Origin of the sequence: Microvirga sp., from assembly GCF_014699075.1 — a bacterium.
Lineage (GTDB): Bacteria > Pseudomonadota > Alphaproteobacteria > Rhizobiales > Beijerinckiaceae > Microvirga.
In genome coordinates, this window is sequence record NZ_JACXAB010000001.1 from 580,321 (window position 1) to 598,366 (window position 18,046).

12 protein-coding genes are annotated in these 18,046 nt (G+C 64.6%); 2 read left to right on the plus strand and 10 right to left on the minus strand.

Annotation, left to right across the window (positions count from 1 at the left end; genetic code table 11):
• The first annotated feature begins 46 nt into the window (after positions 1-46).
• Positions 47-1,513 carry a sensor histidine kinase gene (locus IC232_RS02915; protein WP_190843379.1) on the plus strand — a complete coding sequence of 489 codons (1,467 nt, stop codon included), beginning with the start codon at positions 47-49 and terminating at the stop codon, positions 1,511-1,513.
• 348 nt (positions 1,514-1,861) lie between these two features.
• Here IC232_RS02915 and IC232_RS02920 read toward each other — a convergent pair whose 3' ends face one another.
• The 8 genes from IC232_RS02920 to IC232_RS02955 all read right to left on the minus strand — a co-directional run bounded on the left by IC232_RS02920 (position 1,862) and on the right by IC232_RS02955 (position 14,080).
• Entirely contained in the window at positions 1,862-3,445 is a 1,584-nt protein-coding gene (locus IC232_RS02920; RefSeq protein WP_190843380.1) for a peptide chain release factor 3, read from the minus strand.
• Positions 3,446-3,720: 275 nt separating this feature from the next.
• The gene (locus tag IC232_RS02925; RefSeq protein ID WP_190843381.1) at positions 3,721-4,836 is read right to left on the minus strand and encodes a succinylglutamate desuccinylase/aspartoacylase family protein; all 1,116 of its coding nucleotides are present in this window, start codon (positions 4,834-4,836) and stop codon (positions 3,721-3,723) included.
• Between the two features lie 33 nt (positions 4,837-4,869).
• Positions 4,870-5,850 carry a glucokinase gene (locus IC232_RS02930; RefSeq protein ID WP_409564847.1) on the minus strand — a complete coding sequence of 327 codons (981 nt, stop codon included), beginning with the start codon at positions 5,848-5,850 and terminating at the stop codon, positions 4,870-4,872.
• Between the two features lie 62 nt (positions 5,851-5,912).
• A complete protein-coding gene (locus IC232_RS02935) occupies positions 5,913-7,721 on the minus strand; it encodes a glycoside hydrolase family 15 protein (RefSeq protein ID WP_190843383.1) in 1,809 nt (602 codons plus the stop codon).
• A gap of 1 nt (position 7,722) precedes the next feature.
• Complete coding sequence (gene otsB, locus IC232_RS02940; protein ID WP_190843384.1) at positions 7,723-8,475, minus strand: trehalose-phosphatase; 753 nt, start codon at positions 8,473-8,475, stop codon at positions 7,723-7,725.
• 22 nt (positions 8,476-8,497) lie between these two features.
• Positions 8,498-10,699: a trehalose-6-phosphate synthase gene (locus IC232_RS02945; RefSeq protein WP_246812023.1), complete on the minus strand. Its 2,202-nt coding sequence runs from the start codon at positions 10,697-10,699 to the stop codon at positions 8,498-8,500.
• A 282-nt stretch (positions 10,700-10,981) separates the two neighbouring features.
• A complete protein-coding gene (locus IC232_RS02950; protein ID WP_190843386.1) occupies positions 10,982-12,307 on the minus strand; it encodes an HlyD family type I secretion periplasmic adaptor subunit in 1,326 nt (441 codons plus the stop codon).
• Positions 12,308-14,080, minus strand: coding sequence for a type I secretion system permease/ATPase (locus tag IC232_RS02955; protein ID WP_190843387.1), 1,773 nt, complete (start codon positions 14,078-14,080; stop codon positions 12,308-12,310).
• 405 nt (positions 14,081-14,485) lie between these two features.
• On the opposite strand from IC232_RS02955, the gene IC232_RS02960 reads away from it, so the two are divergent.
• Positions 14,486-15,352, plus strand: coding sequence for a hypothetical protein (locus tag IC232_RS02960; RefSeq protein ID WP_190843388.1), 867 nt, complete (start codon positions 14,486-14,488; stop codon positions 15,350-15,352).
• Between the two features lie 130 nt (positions 15,353-15,482).
• Here the strand turns inward: IC232_RS02960 and cydB are convergent, their stop codons facing one another.
• A complete protein-coding gene (cydB, locus tag IC232_RS02965; protein WP_190843389.1) occupies positions 15,483-16,532 on the minus strand; it encodes a cytochrome d ubiquinol oxidase subunit II in 1,050 nt (349 codons plus the stop codon).
• 11 nt (positions 16,533-16,543) lie between these two features.
• Positions 16,544-17,980: a cytochrome ubiquinol oxidase subunit I gene (locus tag IC232_RS02970; protein ID WP_190843390.1), complete on the minus strand. Its 1,437-nt coding sequence runs from the start codon at positions 17,978-17,980 to the stop codon at positions 16,544-16,546.
• Positions 17,981-18,046 lie beyond the last annotated feature (66 nt).

Genomic DNA, 18,046 nt, shown 5'->3' on the forward strand with positions numbered 1-18,046 from the left:
TAGCATCGGCACCCCACATTCGTGTGCTTTCGCAAAGGATGTCTGCGTGAGTCCCTCTCAACCCTGGGCCTATGGACTCGATGAGCTTCGCCTCCAGGGGGGAGAGGAAGGATTCAGCCGGGAGGCTTTATCCGAACTTCTGGAGAATGTGCCGCTGGCCATTGCCGTGACCCTTGGGGCGGATCAGCAATTCGCCTTTGCGAACCGCCTGTTCCGGTCCGCCCTGGCTGTCCCCGACGAGGATCTTGTCGGCAGGACCGTGTCCGAGATCATGGGTGAAAGATACACCCCTGAACTTTGGACCTTGCGCGAGAAGGTGTTTCAGACCGGTGAGCCGCAGGAACTGAAGGATCATGCCCTCGTGCTCACGCCGGGCACAACCACCTATTGGGACATCAAGCTTCTGCCGGTGCGCGATGGGGGCGATCAGATCAGCGGCATCCTGACTCTGGCCGCCCATGTCACGGAGCGCGTCAAGGCGCGCGGCGATGCCGAACTCAAGGCCCGCGAGGTTACGCTTCACAACGAGCGTCTGGCGCTTGCCGTCGAGGCGACGGAGATGGGCCTGTGGGAGTGGAACGCCCAGACCGGCGAGACCTTCTGGTCCGACCGGCAGAAGGACATCTTCGGCCTGCCGAAGAGCGAGCCGGCGACCTATGAGTTCTGGCACTCGGCCATTCACCCGGACGATCGCGAACACGTGGTGAGCAGCGTCGGGTCCTTAAGCGACCCCCGGTCGGGCGGGCAGATCCAGATCGAGCACAGAATCGTCCGCCCTGACGGAGAGGTCCGCTGGATCCTCAGCCGCGGCCGCATGCTCTACGAGATCGTCAATGGCGAGCTGAAACCCGCCCGCGTTCTCGGAACGATCATCGACATCACGGAGCGCCGCAGAAACGAAGAGGTTCGGCAGCTTCTGGTGCAGGAGCTCAATCATCGGGTCAAAAACCTCTTCGCCATGACCAGCAGCATGATTGCCATGACGGCGCGAACCGCACAGACGCCGAAGCAGATGGCCGCCGCCTTGCGCGGACGCATCGACGCCTTGGCCCGCGCCCATGAGTTGATCCGCCCGGCCATTACGGGCAGTGACCCGACCGACGAAGAGACCACGGTCGAGAAGATCGTGGAGGCCATTTTGGCGCCGCATATCAACCAGGACGCGCCTTCACCTATGACGCTCGAAGGGCCGGCAGTGAGGATCGGCCCGAAGGCCGCAACGATCCTGACCCTGGTGCTGCACGAGCTTGCCACCAACGCGTTGAAATACGGCGCCCTCTCGACTCCCGAAGGCCGCCTGAGGATCACCTGGGTGCGGGGCGTGACGCTCACGCTCACATGGCAGGAGGAAAACGGACCGGCGACCCAGGGCGTGCCGAGCACGGAAGGGTTCGGCTCGAAGCTCGTGCGCCGGAGCGTGACGGACCAGCTCGGCGGCGCCATCGCCTATGACTGGCGCCCTGAGGGCTTGCAGGTGCGCATCGACCTGCCGCTGAACCAGCTCGAAGTCTGATCCGGCGGTGTGATTCCCGGCTGGAGATGGCGAAGCCATCGCAGGGGAAGGGAAACCATCGCTCCGTGCTTGATCGCGGATCCCCTTCCCTCGCCTGCGGCTTAGCCTGAAGATGACACACTCCACGTCATGACCGGGCTTGTCCCGGCGATCCACGTTTTAGGAAACACTCACCTCATCCTGAGGAGCCGCTGCAAGCGGCGTCTCGAAGGAGCTTCCAGGGGACACCGGATCCTCCTTCGAGACGGATTGCTCACGCAATCCTCCTCAGGATGAGGTTTGTGAGTTGGAAACCCTCAAGATGTGGATCCCCGGAACCAGTCCGGGAATGACGGGGTGCTTTGAGCCTTAAGCCGCCTTCTTCTGATAATCCTTCACGTCCGAGAACTGGATCGCCTTGTAGCGGTCGACCTCGTATTGAAGGTTGAACTGGTTCGCCGCCATGAACACGGGCGCCTCGTCGAGATCCCGCGCCATGGACGACAGGTGGCTCTCGATGAACTTGTCGAGCTCCCGCGGGTCGTCCGCCGTGATCCAACGGCAGATGGAGAAGCGCGTCGGCTCGTAGTCGATCGGCAGGCCATACTCGGCGGCCAAGCGCTCCTTCAGCACGTCGAGCTGCAGGGCGCCCACGACGCCCACGATGGCGCCGGAACCGTCCTGCGGCACGAAGAGCTGCACGACGCCTTCCTCGGCCATCTGCTGCAGGGCCTCGCGCAGCTTCTTCGCCTTCATGGCATCCTGCAGCTTGATGCGGCGCAGGATTTCCGGCGCGAAGCTCGGCACGCCGCGGAAGACGAGGTCCTCGCCCTCGGTGAGCGTATCGCCGATGCGCAAGGTGCCGTGGTTCGGAATGCCCACCACGTCGCCGGCCCAGGCCTCGTCCGCGATGGCGCGATCCTGCGCGAAGAAGAATTGCGGCGAGTTCAAGCTCATGGGCTTGCCCGTGCGCACGAGCTTCGCCTTCATGCCGCGCTGGAGCTTGCCGGAGCAGATGCGCATGAAGGCGATGCGGTCGCGGTGGTTCGGATCCATGTTGGCCTGGATCTTGAACACGAACCCCGACATCTTGGGCTCGCCCGCCTCGACAAGGCGCTTGTCCGCCTCCTGGCCGCGCGGCGGCGGTGCGTAGGCGGCCAGCGCGTCGATGAGGTCGCGCACGCCGAAATTGCGCAGAGCCGAGCCGAAGAACACCGGCGTGAGATGGCCCTCCCGGAAGGCCTGCAGGTCGAAGGGCTTGCAGGCCTCCTGGGCCAGCATCACCTCCTCCTGCCAGGCATCCGCCTCTTCCGGCGGCAGCAGGCTCATCAGCTTCGGATCGTCAGGACCGGAGACGGGCGTTGGCTCCTCGTCGGTGTCGATGCGGCGCACGACGTTGCGTCGAAGATCGAAGGTGCCGGCAAAGCTCCGGCCCTGGCTGATCGGCCAGGTGACAGGTGCCGTATCAAGCGCCAGCGTCTTCTCGATCTCGTCAAGGAGGTCGAAGGGACTGCGCGCCTCGCGGTCCATCTTGTTGATGAAGGTGACGATCGGGATGTCGCGCATGCGGCACACCTCGAACAGCTTGCGGGTGCGCGCCTCGATGCCCTTGGCCGCGTCTATCACCATGATGGCGGAATCCACCGCCGTGAGCGTGCGATAGGTGTCCTCCGAGAAGTCCTCGTGGCCCGGCGTGTCGAGCAGGTTGAAGACGCAGTCGCCGTACTCGAAGGTCATGACCGAGGTCACCACCGAGATGCCGCGCTCCTTCTCGATGCCCATCCAGTCGGACCGGGTCGAGACGCGGTTCTTCTTCGCCTTCACCTCGCCGGCGAGCTGGATCGCGCCTCCGAACAGCAGCAGCTTCTCGGTGAGCGTGGTCTTGCCCGCGTCCGGGTGGGAGATGATCGCAAAGGTTCGGCGGCGGCCCACCGGGGCCGGGAGATCGGTCATGGTTTTCAAAAATTCTCTGGAAACGAAGGTGGGGGACAGAACGCCGCAGCGCCCTGCCCTTTCGCTGGGCTCTTCTCACCCCATATGGGGCTTTCCCGTCAACAACGAAAGGAGGTGATCCAGTGTCTCATTGTCATACCCTACGTTCCCCGGTTGCCGCGACCTGGATCTTGGCCTCTGCCGAGATTTGTGCGTAACGCACCTTTAAGGGCGGCTCTTCGGGGCCGTGGAACCGACAATGGAAAGGCCGTCCCTCGGGACGGCCTTTCTTGTTTTCAGGCGCTGAGCAGCTTGCCGGTGCGTCTGGCTTCAGTGCCGGCCACCTTGGCCAGCCGCATGCCTTTGGTGACGAAGCGCTGGGCGATCCGGGCGAACATGACGCCGTCGCAGGGCGTCTTAGCCTGGGCCACAGCGCCGGTTATCGGATCGACAACGTCGGCAATCACATCGCCGGCTTTCACCCGAGCCCCGATCTCCGTTTTGAAAACCAGGATGCCATAGGCCGGCGCCTTCACCGGCTCGGAGGCGGCCAGCGGCGTGGCCTGGCACAGGGGCTTCGGCACCTGCGGGGTCTCGCCGGCGATGGCGCCACGCAGGATCAGGTAATCGACAACCGCCGCCGCATCGGCCTGCCCCGTCTCGTGGCTCACGTCCCGCTCGCCCCGGAACTCCAGGGTCGTCGAATGGCAGCCGAAGGAGATCGGACGGTCCGGGAAGCGGTCGGCCAGTTCCGCCCAGGGGCGGCTGCAGGCCTCGTCGAAGGGCTCGTCGCCCGAGACATCCGCCAGCAGATAGGCGTGCGCCCCGATCAGCGCGGAGAGCGGTGCGAACGCCTCTTCCGAGCGGGTATGGGTGTAGAGATGCACGACGGCTTCCGAGTCGCAGTGCATGTCGAGCACGATGTCTGCCTCTTGGGCGAGACCCAGCAGGGCCTTCTTCATCGCCTCGGCCGGGTTGGCGGGCTGCCAAGCCTCACACTCCGCGCGAAGAGCCTCGCGGATCAGCCGCAGATTGGCTTCGCCATCCTGCGTGAGCTTGCCGTCGATGCGCTCGGCCACCTTCGGCACGAAGTCGGGATAGCCGCGGTTGAAGTTGATGCCGTCGGAAAGATTGAAGCGGCCGATATGGTCGCCCAGCACCCTTTGCGCCAAGCCGATGGGATTGGCCGAGGGCACGAGCACGATCTCGCCCTTGATCCGGCCCTCGTTCTCAAGGGCGACGAGGCGCTCGCGCAGGTGATGCGCGGCGATCATGCCCGGTATCTCGTCCGCATGGAGCGAGGCCTGGACATAGATGCGCGGACGGGCGCCTTCCGGGCCGAAGCGCTGGACGGTCAGGGAGAGGTCGGCTCCGGGAGCCAGCGGAGCAAGGGCGATCTGTTCTGTTTTCATCATCCATCAGCAGATTGGAGAGCAGGCGGTCCCTCAGGTAGCCTGCCACCCCTGCGATGGGAAGACGAAGCGCTCGGGATTCGTCACGATGGCGGCCAAGCCCTGCAGGGCCGGCTCCGGGTTGGTGATTGCATAGACGGGTACCTTCCGGGCCCATTCGTCATGAGGCGCCTTGCGGTCGAAAGCTTCGCGGAAGCTGCCGGCCTGGAGGATGTCGATCATCCGGGGCGCGATGCCGCCGGCGATAAACACGCCGCCGGAGGACTCAAAAGTGAGCGCAAGATCGCCGGCGAAGCGCCCGAGGAAGCGCGCGAACAGGTCGAGCGCATCCTTGGCCAAAGGGTCGCCCTCGCGGGCCGCGGCCAGGACGTCGTTGGGCATGGTGAAGGGGCAGTCCACGCAGCGATGGGCGGCGAGCGCCCTGGCGATGCGGAAGAGCCCCGGACCCGACAGCACGACCTCTCCGGAGACGCGCCCGCCCACCCGCTCCAGATGCGGCCAGAGGGCGGTTTCCTCGTCGGTGATCGGCCCGAATTCCATGTGGCCCGCTTCCGTTGCGAGAATGGCGAAGCGGTCCTCCACCGGCACCAGGGCACCGGCGCCCAGGCCCGTGCCCGGCCCCAGCACCACGCGGGCGCCGGACTTGGCCTTCGGGAACGTGCCGATGGGCGCAAGATCGCCCCTCGCCTCGTCGAGCACCGTCACCGAGGCCGCCACCGGCGTATAGTCGTTGACGAGGGTCACCCGTTCGAGATTGAGCGTCCGGCCGATCGCCTCGGCATCGATGAGCCAATGGGCATTGGTCAGCCGGATCGCGGGCGCGTCCACCCTGGTCGCCACTGCGATGATGGCGGAGCGGGGGGCTGCACCCTCGTAAGCCTCAAGCGCGATCCTGATCGCCCCGACCGGATCAGGGGTCTGCGCGGTCAGGGCGCGCGGCAGGAGTTTAACGGGCTCGCCGGGGGCAGGCAGAACGGCGAAGCGGGCATTGGTGCCGCCGATATCGCCGAGCAGAACGGGAAATGCGAACATCGAATCCTATCGTCCTTTTCGCCTTTGACGTCCGATCCTCACGATCAGAACGCCTCCTCCCAGCTCCGGCTCAACCGCACGGCCGAGTTGATGAGACCGACCATGGAATAGGTCTGCGGGAAGTTGCCCCACAGCTCCCCGGTGGTGAAATCCGCATCCTCGGAGAAGAGCCCGAAGGAATTGCGCAGGCTCAGGATGTGCTCGAACAATTCCTTCGCCTCCTCCTTGCGCCCGATGGCGTTCAGAGCATCCACGTACCAGAAGCCGCAGATCATGAAAGCCGTGTGCATGAGCCCGAAATCGTCTTCCACATCATAACGCAGAAGAAGGTCGCCCCGTCGCAACTTCGTCCCGACGGCCTCCACGGTGGCGATGAAGCGCGGATCGTCCGCCTTCACGAAATCGAGTTCCGCCAGGAGCAGGAGCGTGGCGTCGAGGTCGGCGCCGCCGAAGGACGACACGAACGTGCCCGTATCGGCGTTGTAGGCACGCTCATCGATGACCCAGTGCATATGCTCGGCGTTTTCGCGCCAGAAGGCGGCCCGGTCCTCGCGTCCCATGGCCTCGGCGATCTTGATGAGCCGGTCGCAGGCCGCCCAGCACATCACGCTCGGAAAGGTATGAACGGCGGCCTTGGTGCGCAGCTCCCAGGGACCGGCATCGGGTTTATCGAACACCTCGATGGCCCTGTGACCCAGCTTTTCCAGATGTGCGAAGAGGGCGTTGTTGCCGCTGCGGATCAGGCGCTTGTCGAGGAAGGCGTGGACGGAGGCGAGCACGACGCTGCCATAGGCATCGTTCTGGATCTGCGTGTAGGCCGCGTTGCCGACGCGCACCGGGCCCATGCCGCGATAGCCTGCGAGTGCCGTCGCTTCCCGCTCCTCGAGATCGGGCGAACGGGTGATGCTGAAGAGCGGCGGCATGTCCTTCTGGTTCGGATCGGCATCCATGTCGTCGACGATGTTGGTGATGTAGGTGAGGTATTCCTCCATCGTCTTCGTGGTGCCGAGCCGGTTGAGGGCCTGGATCACAAAATAGGCGTCGCGCAGCCAGCAGTAACGGTAATCCCAGTTGCGCTGCGTGTGGGGCGCCTCCGGCACCGAGGTGGTGAGCGCCGCCACGATGGCGCCCGTCTCCTCGAAGTTGCACAGCTTGAGCGTGATGGCAGCGCGGATCACCGCCTCCTGCCAGTCGAACGGGATGGAGAGCGAGCGCACCCAGTCGCGCCAGAAATCGACCGTGCTGTCGAGGAAGGCGCGGGCCGTGGTGTCGGCCTCCGAGCGCAGGGGCTCGTCCTCGCCGAAGAAGAACGACATGGGCCGGTCCACCACGAAGAAGCGCTCGTCCTGAACATAGGAGATCGACGCATCGGTGGTCAGGCGAAGGGATGTATCGGGGCCGACGAAGCGCAGGTGATTGCTGCCGCGGGTCAGGCCGGGCGGATGCTCGCCCCATTCGAAATGCGGACGCAGGCGGACGCGGATGCGCGGGCGCCCTTTGACGGGCGTGACCCGGCGGATCAGCATGGGAGGGCGGAAGGTGCGGTCGAAATGCTTGAAGCGCGGTGCGAAGTCCGTGACCTCGACGACGTTGCCATAGGAATCCGTCATACGCGACACGAGCACTGCGGTGTTCTGGAGATAGCTCTGCTCGCAAGCAACCATGCCGGCCATGTCGATGGCGAAGACGCCCTTCTGGTCCGCGTCGCCCTGTCCTTCCGGGCAATCGAGCAGGGCCGAAAAGACGGGGTCGCCATCGAAACGGGGAAAGCAGCTCCAGACGATCTGCGCGCGGCGATCGACCAGGGCCGAGATCATGCAGTTGCCGATGACGGCAAGATCCAACGAACTCATATCAACTATCATCCTCGTTGAAAGGAAGAGAACCTTCTGACGCCCATGCGGACAGGCGACGGCGCAGGTCCGCGGGCGTTGCAAGCCGCACCTTGGCGATGGTCTCGCCGCCACCGATGCGCACGGACAGGCCGCCATGGGCGTTCACGGCTTTAAAGCCGTTCTCGTCGGTCAGGTCGTCGCCGATGAAGATCGGGCGCCGCCCCTTATAGGGAGTTTCGTGAAGAAACCGCTCGATCACCTTGCCCTTCCCTGCCGCCGAGGGCAGGATTTCTGCCACAGCTTTCCCGTGTTGAACACGATAATCCGCACCCAAGGCTTCGACAGCGGCGTGCGCGGTGGCGAGCGCGAAATCCTTCTCGTGCGGGGCCAGCCGCCAATGGATCGCCACCGAGCAGCCCTTGTCCTCGATCAGGACGCCCTCCTTATCCGCCACGATCGTCTTCAGGCGCGCCGCCATGTCCCGCAGGGCGGGATGCTCGTCCGGATCGCACATGGAGAGCCGCCCGGCGATGCGATGCTCGAGCCCATGCAATCCCGCCATGTCGAATTCATGGGGCACGAAGCGCTCATCGAGAAACGCGACGGGACGCCCGCTGATGATGGCGAGCGCGCCGCCGAGCCGGTCCTGCAGATCCGTGAGCACCTTCGGCAAGGCCGGATCCACCGCGACCGCATCGGGACGCTCGACGATGTCGACGAGGGTCCCGTCGAAATCGAGAAAGAGGGCGTAGTCCTCGTTTGTCTTGGTCATGGCCTTGAATCCTGCAGAAGGGTCACGCATTGGCGGCCGCCTGCCTGCGCCCCCTGGCGATCAGCCGTCTGATCCGTTGCTGCTTGCGCAGACGCGATGCCGCGAGCAGCATCTGCCCGGCCCAGCGATAGACGTTGCGCTCCTTGACCTGATCGCGCATCAGCCGCATGCGCTCGCGCTGCTCGGGCTGCGGCATGGTGAGCGCGCGGTTGATGGCCTGCCCCATGGCATGGGCGTTGTAGGGGTTGACGATCAGCGCCTCCGACAGCTCGCGCGAGGCTCCGGCGAAAGCCGAGAGGATGAGCACGCCCTGCTCGTCGTCGCGGGCGGCGACGAACTCCTTGGCGACCAGATTCATGCCGTCGTGCAGGCTCGACACGATGCACAGATCCGCCGCGCGGAAGAGCTCGAACACTTGGTCGGGCTCGTGGTGGCGGACCAGGAGCTTGATCGGCTCGTATCCGTTGCCGCCATGACGCTCGTTGATGTCGCGGGCGAGAGCCTCCGCCTCCTCCTGCAGCAGGCGGTAGTTCGACAGCTTGCTGCGGGTCGGCGCCGCGACCTGAACGAAGGCGAAGTTGCCGTGCCATTCGGGATTCTCGGTCAACAACGCGTCGATGGCCTGCATGCGATCGATGATGCCCTTGGTGTAATCGAACCGCTCGATGCCGACGCCGATGCGCATGTCCGGCGTCAACCCTAAGCGCTCGCGCACGATGCGGCGGCATTCCTCCACCGGCTTCTGGCCTTCCATGGCGGTCGGGGGCCACTCGATGGAGATCGGATACGGGCGGATCAGGGTTTCCTCGCCGCCGAAGAACACCGAGTCCTTCTCCCGGTCGATGCGGCTTTCCACGAAGGAATCCACCGCGTCCAGGAAGTTGTTGCAATGCGCCTGGGTGTGGAAGCCGAGGATCGACGAGCCGAGAAGCCCGTCGATGATCTCCTCGCGCCATGGGCAGATGCCGAAGGTTTCGGCGTTGGGCCAGGGGATGTGCCAGAAGGTCACGATGGTGGCCTGGGGCAGCCGGTCCCGGATCATGCGCGGCAGCAGGGCGAAATGGTAGTCCTGCACCAGGATGATGGGGTCCTCGCGCTTGGCCTCGGCCACGATGGCCTCGGCGAACTTTTCGTTCACCGAGCGGTAGAGCTGCCAGTCGGCTTCACGGAAGATCGGCCGCACGAAGGCGATGTGGCAGAGCGGCCAGAGGCCCTCGTTGGCGGCCCCATAATAATATCCGTCCTGCTCCTCCTCCGACAGCCAGACCCGGCGCAGGGTGTAGGAGGGGTGATTCGGCGGGACGGGCACCCGATCGTTGGCGTCTACCACATCGCGGTCCGCGGTGCCGCTGCCATGGGCCACCCAGGTGCCCCCGCAGGCGCGCACCACCGGCTCCAGGGCGGATACGAGGCCGCTTGCAGGGATCTGAAGGGAGATCTCGCCTGCCTCGGTGCGGTTGTGGATGTAGGGCTCGCGGTTCGACACCACGATGACCTCGGAGCCGGACAGTTCGTTGGCGAGCGCCGCCCGCAGGGTATCCGGGCTCCAATCCGTGTGGGCGGCGTCGATGGTCCGCCGGGAGGCCTCCAGCTCCTGGAGCACGTCGCGGATTTCCCTGCCCAGCGGGATGATGTTCTCCTCCGCGGCCGGCTGCGCATTGCCCGCGCGGGCGCTCTCCAGCGCCTGCCGGATGGAGGCGAGCCATCGCCGCATGATGAGGGCGGCGATCATGGCGGCAAGCGCGGCGGCTCCGAAGGCGACGCCGGCGAGGGCCAGGAAGAGATAGTTCCTGGCCTCCCCGCCGCGTTGATCGGCATAGCTCAGATCGTGCAGCACCACGAGGTGGCCCGAACGCCCGCCTGCGTTCAGGGGAAAGGAGCTGACCAGGACGTTGTGATCCTGGTTCCTGACGGTGGAGAAGCTCTCCGAATCGGAGCGGGAGGCCTCCGCACAGGAGAAGGACTTGGGCATGTTGGCGGTCGGGAAGCGGAGCTCCTGCCCGTCGCAATAGCCGATGGCCAGGACGCGCTCGTCGGAGGCAATGCGCTCGAACAGATTGCCGATCTGCTGGGCATCGCTGCGGGCCAGCAGGCCGCTGACCTGGTCACGGACGGAATTGAACACAAGGCGGGATCGCAGCTCGACGTCGCGGCGCGACCATTGCTCAACAAAGGATGTCGCAAAGGGCAGCACGGCCAGGATGACGATGGCCGCCACCAGCATCGCTATGCCGCCAAAGCGCAGTATGATCCTCAAGATGCTTTTTCCTCAAGAAACCAATACCTTCATCGAAGCGGCTTGGCGAGGCTCCGCGGCAAGCCGTCAGGAGATTGCTTCGATGGGCGACCGCAGGGAACGCGGTCGTTGCCCCTGTTATGGGTTCTTGAGCGGAACTTTCCAGGCTTGACCGGGCCCTAAGGAGCCGTCCGGAGGGTCTTCAAACGAAAACCGCGACCGGTGCTGAGTGCACCGATCGCGGATCGTAGCCGTCTCTAAACGTTGGGATCAGTGCTCGCGGAACGCGCGGGCGATCTGCTCCTGCATGGGCTTGAAGAAGTACTGCAGCGGGGTGCGCTCGTTCACCTCGACGAAGACTTCCGCCTGCATGCCGGCGATGAGCTGCACCTTCTCGAGCTTCTTGATCTCGTCCTGGGGCAGGTCGACCCGGATCGTATAGAAGGTCATGCCGGTCTGCTGGTCCTTGGTCACGTCCGCCGAGATCCGGCTGACCTTGCCGTGCAGCTCCGGCGTGTTGCGGGCATTAGAGGCATGGACGCGCACATTGGCCTTCTGGCCGATCTTCACTTGGTCGATCTCGTTCGGCAGCACCCGGGCCTCGAGTTCGATCTTGTCGTTCACCGGAACGATGTTCATCACCGGCTCGGCGGGCGAGATCACGCCCCCGATGGTGTGAACATTGAGCTGGTGGACGTAACCGTCGCTCGGCGCGCGGATGTCGATGCGCTTGAGCTGGTCCTCGGCGGCCACGCGGCGCTCGGTGTATTCCGCGACCTTGCCCTGGATCTCGCGCAGTTCTTGCACAGCTTCGGCGAGCATCTGCTCGTCGATCTGGATGATCTGGAACTCGGTTTCGGCGATGCGGCTCTCAGCCTGGGCCACGGCAGCGATCAACTGGCCGCGCTGGCCTTCGATGCTGGCGGCGTCACGCTCGAGCGCGTTGAGGCGCGTGATCGGAACCAGGTTCTTCTGGTAGAGGTCGCGGACGCCCTTCAGCTCGTCGACGATCAGTTCGGCCTCGCGGGACTTGGCGTTCTGCTGGGCCTTCAAGCCCACGATTTCGTCCCGGGACTGGGTGATCCGCTTCTTGAGCTGATCCTTCTGCGCCTCCCGAGAGGCCCGGCGTGCCGTGAAGAGCGTCTGCTCGGACGACATGATCTTCCGAACGGCCGGGTCGTTGAGCCGGTTGGCGAACTCGACCGGCATCACGATTGCGGACGCGCCGTCGCGCTCCGCCTCCAGGCGGGCCTGGCGGCCGAGATACTCGTCGAGCTGCTTCGACACGACCTGCATGTTGGCGCGGGTCACCGTCTCGTCGAGGCGGACCAGAAGATCGCCCTGGGAGACACGGTCGCCCTCCTTGACCTTCAGCTCGCCGACGATGCCGCCGGTGGAATGCTGGATCTTCTTGACGCTGGTATCGACCACGAACTGGCCGCCGGCCACGACGGCGCCGGACAGGGTCGAGGTCGCCGCCCACAGGCCGATCGTGCCGCCGAACAGGGCGATCATGGCGATGCCGCCGATGGTCGACTGGCGCAGGATCCGCTGGTGGGTGGAAGGCTTTTTCTGGGGAGCTTGAATGACCAACATTTAACCAACCTCTCGCAGGTTAGCAGCCTGGGCGGCTGGCGCCTGCTGCGGGCGCACGGCAGGTGCCGGCGCCGCATTGCGTTTCATGACGGACTGCAGGACCTCGTCGCGCGGGCCCACGGCCTTGATCCGGCCTTCTTCCATGATGGCGACCTGATCGACCTGACCCAAAGCGGCCGGACGGTGCGTGATGACGACCACGATGCCGCCGCGCTTCCTCACCGCCAGGATGGCCTGGTTCAGGGCCTCGTCGCCGGCGCCGTCGAGACTGGCGTTCGGCTCGTCGAGCACGACCAGGAACGGGTTGCCGTAAAGGGCGCGGGCGAGGGCCACGCGCTGGCGCTGGCCGCCCGAGAGGGAGGCGCCGCTTTCGCCGATGCGGGTATCGTAGCCGTCGGGCAGGTTGAGGATGAGCTCATGGGCGCCCGCCGTCTGCGCCGCCGCGATGACGTCGTCCGGCTTGGCGTCGGGCTGGAAGCGGGCAATGTTCTCGGCAATGGTGCCTTCGAACAATTCCACGTCCTGCGGCAGGTAGCCGATGTTGCGGCCGAGGGGATCGACCTCCCACTGGTCGAGAGCCGCGCCGTCCAGGCGGATCTCGCCGCGCAGGGTCGGCCACACGCCGACGAGGGCGCGGGCAAGCGTCGACTTGCCGGAAGCGCTGGGGCCGATGAGGCCGAGACCCTGGCCGGCCTGGAGCTGGAGGGTGGCGGCCTGCACGATGGGGAGCGAGGCGCCGGGGGCACCCACGTAGACTTCCTCCACCGACAGGGTCGACTTGGGTGCGGGCAGCGGCATGCGCTGGCCCTGGGCTGGCACAATCGACATGATGTGCGCGAGGCGGCGATAGGCCTGGCGGGAGGCGGTGAAGCCCTTCCAGTGCGCCACGGCGATTTCGATGGGCGCCAGAGCGCGGGACATCAGGATCGAGCCGGCGATCATGAGACCGCCCGACATCTCGCCCTTGATGACGTAATAGGCACCCAGACCCAGGACCGCCGACTGCAGGACCATACGGAACACCTTGGCGAAGGCGCTGATGCCGGCCGACGATTCGCTCGCCATCAGGCCATCGTTGACGTGGCGCACATGCACTTCGTCGTAGCGCTTGGCCAGGAAGCCCAGCATGCCGTTGGCACGAATGGACTCGGCGTTCCGGCGGCTGGTCTCGGCGATCGCGTGGCGCTCGGCGCCGCTCTTGGTCACCTCGTAGGAGGGACCCTTGCTCTTGGCGTCCGTGTAGATGGTCAGGCCGATGATGATCACGCCGCCCACCACCGACATGACGCCGATGCCCGGATGGATCATGAAGCAGCCGATGAGGAAGATCGGCATGAAGGGCATGTCGAACAGGGCCGTGGGACCGAGGCTGGAGAGGAAGCCGCGGATCGTGTCCACGTCGCGGATCGGCTGCATGCTCTCCGCCTGCTTGGCGCCCTTCAGCGGCATCGTGGCCACGAGGTCGAAGACCCGGTGCGACAGGAGCTCGTCGAAGCGGGCGCCGATGCGCGCCAGCATCCGGCTACGGATCATGTCGAGGCCGCCCGAGAGCGCAAAGGCCGCGAGCGTAATCAGGGATAGACCGATCAGGGTCGGGATGCTCTGACTCGACAGCACCCGGTCATAGACCTGGAGCATGTAAATGGAGCCTGTCAGGGCCAGGAGGTTGACCACCGCCGAAAAGACGGCAACCCCCGTGAACGAAGGAAGGCACGACTTCAGAGCGTCTTGGACCTCTGTGCTTTCTTCCCGATTTCTCGATGCCTGCTTCATGTCTTCTTTCCATCAGCGCACGCGTGACCGGCGCTAGCTTGATTGCAGTGCCGCTCCGCAAGGTTATTACCTAGCACAGCGGTGGCCATTTGGCGATGGCTGCCATATCGGGGTTTTGGCCCCACAAGAGTATCTCTTCATAGTTAGGTCTGGCGACCTGTGTTGGCAGTACTCTTATGGGTATTGAAATGCCCCTAAGGTGTCGCTTTCCGTTACGCCACCTGTTGTAACCCTATTATATGTAACTATGTCAATAAAAAGTTCTTAGTAGATATTCATCAATGTGCGCAAAGTTACTTTCCCTCTTTGTTTAGAGGGGGTTGCAATGCAACCAGGAACCTCAACCATAACGCTTTGGTAAACATTCGTGGTTAATCGTCTGTGACCTGAAAATGAGGTCGCATTATGGACACCAAGAAACGTCTGAAGGATCGTAGCCCTGCCAAGGCAGAGACTGGCGCGTCGTCCGACGGCGCCGTCCGGACCGGCTCGCCGGCAAGCGCCGCCCTGGCCGAAGCCGTCAAGAGCGCCCGCGAAAGCGCCAAGCCTGCGCTCCCGGTTTCTGGAGCGAAGGCCGCAGAGACCACCGGGCGCTGGGCTGCTCCTTCCCGCTTCGCCGCCCAGGCGGCTATCGCCCTCCTGCTGGTCGGCGCCGGCTGGTCGGCCTCATACCTGGGAACGCTCGCCAACCGCGGCGCGATCGAGAAGCTGGAAGCCGAGACCGCCCGCAGCCAGGAGATTCTTGCGCGCCTGAGCAGCGACCTCGAGTCTCTCAAGAACACGGCTGCGGCCTTCAAGGAAATCGAGCACACCGCGTCCACCGCCGCGAAGTCGGAGCAGGCGAAGCTCAGCGACAAGGTCGAGCGGCTTGCGATCAGCCTCCAGGAGCCCGCCAAGAAGCTCTCCTCGATCGAGGGCCGGCTCGACAAGATGGAAAACCAGATCACGACCACTCTGGCGTCCCTGAACACCAAGCCCGCTGCGCCGGCTGCCGCTCCTGCACCGGCCGCCCCTGCGGCCGCACCGGTCACCGAGGCCGCAGCCCGCGAGGAGGCGCCTGCGCCGAAACCGGCGAAGAGCGAGCCGGTGGACGGCTGGGTGCTGCGCGAGGTCTACAACGGCGCTGCGCTCGTCGAGAGCCGCAACCGTCGCCTGTACGAGGTCATGCCCGGCGGGATCCTTCCCGGCGTCGGCAAGGTCGAGGCCATCGAACGCCGCGGCGCCCGCTGGGTCGTGCTCACCGACAAGGGCTTCATCAGCACCTACCGGTAAACATCAGCCACCAGGCCCCGCAGACCGTAGACGAGCCCCGCGAAGATCGCGAGGCTCGCCACGTAGAGAAAGACGAACCAGAGCAGGCGCTTCCCGCGCCGCTCTCCAGGCCGGTGCGCTTCGCCCCGCATCAGTGATACCCGTAGCCGCCGCCCGAGATCTCCTCCGCCACCTTGCCGCGGAAAACCCAATAGGCATAAGCCGTGTAGGCGAAGGTGATCGGCAGCACGATGGCAAAGCCCACCAGGGCGAAGAGCTGGGAATTGACCGTGTTGGCCGTATCCCAGATCGTGAGGTTCGGCGGCACGTTGTAGGGAAAGAGGCTGACGCCCAAACCCAGGTAACCGAGCAGGAAAAGGGTGATCGTGAGGAAGAACGGCCGGTAATGGCGCCCCTCCTCCAGATCGCGGAAGAGCCGGTAGGCCACATAGGCTGTGACCAGCGGAATCGGCGCAAGGAAGGCGATGTTGGGCCAGGTGAACCAGCGCGTCTCGATCTCGCGCCCGAGGAACGGCACCCACAGGGACACCGCCGCCATGGCCACGATGGTGAGCAACAGGAAGCGCACCGCCATGCGCCGCGCCCAGATTTCCAGTTCGCCCGTGGTCTTCATCACGCACCAGGTCGCACCCAGAAGCGCGTAGCCGAAGATCAGGCTGATGCCGGTGAGCACGCTGAACGGAGTGAGGAAATCCAAGGTGCCGCCGGTGAACTGGCGCCCGTCATTGGCGAAGCCCTGCACGAAGGAGCCCAGCACCATGCCCTGGAAGAAGGTCGCGAGTAGGGAGCCGAAGAAGAAGGCATTGTCCCACAGGAATTTGGAACGCTCCGCCTTGAAGCGGAACTCGAACGCCACTCCACGGAAGATCAACGCGATCAGCATGAGGATGATCGGCACGTAGAGCGCCGGCATCAGAACCGCATAGGCCACATGAAACACGGCGAAGAGCCCGCCGCCGCCGAGGATGAGCCAGGTCTCGTTGCCGTCCCAGATGGGAGCGACCGAGAACATCATACGGTCGCGCCAGTTCTCGTTGTGCGCAGCCTTGAACAGGATGCCGACGCCGAGATCGAAGCCGTCCACGATCACGTACATGGCCACCGCCACCGCGATGAGGCCCGACCAGATCAGCGGCAGCCAGAAGGCCAGCCCTTCGTATTCCGTGCCAAAACCGAACATGGTGCCGTCTCCTATCGCGCAGGCAGGGCTTTGTGGCCGGGCCGTCCCTCGATGCCCTCGTCCGGCACGGAGAACGGACGTTTCGGCTTCTTGCCGAGATCGTCGCCGCGGATGTCCTCGATCGGATCGGGGCCGCGCCGCAGGAGCTTGGCGAGGTAATAGGAGCCGAAGCCGAACACGAAGGCATAGACGACGACGAAGGTCAGGAGCGATGCGGTCACCGCGCCAGCCGAGACCGGCGACACCGCATCCGCCGTGCGCATGTGCCCGTAGACCACCCAGGGCTGACGGCCGATCTCGGCGGTGAACCAGCCGAAGAGCACCGCGCCGAAGCCCGAGGGTGTCATGATCATGGCAGCCGTCAGGAAAGTTCTGTTGGTGAACAGCGTGCCTTTCCAGCGCAGGTAAAGGCTCCACAGGCCTATCCCTAACATCGCAAAGCCGATGGCCACCATGATGCGGAACGAGAAGAACACGGGCCAGACCGGCGGGCGGTCCTCAGGCGGCACTTCCTTGAGCCCAGGCACCTCGCCGTCGAATGCATGAGTGAGAACCCAGCTGCCGATCTTCGGAATGGCGATCTCGTAATGATTCGTCTCCGCCACCTCATCGGGAATGGCGAAGAGGCGCAGCGGCATGTTGGACATGCGGTCCCAGTTGCCCTCGATGGCAGCCAACTTCGTCGGCTGATATTTCAGTACGCCGAGGCCGTGGAGATCGCCGATGATGATCTGGACCGGCACGAAGATGGTGGCGAACCACAAAGCCATGGACATCGAGCGCCGCGAGGCGGCGAGCTTCGCCTCCGGCGCGTCGTGCGGATGGCGCAGCAGCATCCAGGCGGACATGCCGGCAACCGCGAAGGCCGTCGTGAGGTAGCAGCCCATCACCATATGCGCATAGCGCAAGGGGAACGACGGATTGAACACGACCTTGAACCAGTCGACTGGAACCGCCTTGCCGTTCTCGATGGCAAAACCATCCGGCGTCTGCATCCAGGAATTGGCCGAGAGAATCCAGAACGCGGAAATGAGCGTGCCCAAGGCCACCATGCAGGTGGCAAAGAAATGCAGGCGGTCGCCGACGCGCTCCCAGCCGAAGAGCATGATGCCGAGAAACGCCGCCTCCAGGAAGAACGCCGTGATGACCTCATAGGCGATGACGGGCCCGAGCACGTTGCCGGTGAACTCGGAGAACCGCGACCAGTTCGTGCCGAACTGGTAGCTCATGACGATGCCGGACACGACGCCGAGGCCGAAGGAAACGGCGAAAACCTTTACCCAGAAACGGAAAAGATTGCGGTAGAGCGGGTTGCCCGTGCGCAGCCAGTTGAACTCCAACGCCGCGAGCCAGCTGGCAAGGCCGATGGTGAACGCCGGAAAGATGATATGAAAGGCAATCGTGAATGCAAACTGGATGCGCGAGAGCAGCAGGGCATCGAATTCCATATCCGCCTTCCCCTTATCATCGTACCTGCCTGCTTTTAGGGCGGCGGCAGGCCGGGACCAGGGGTC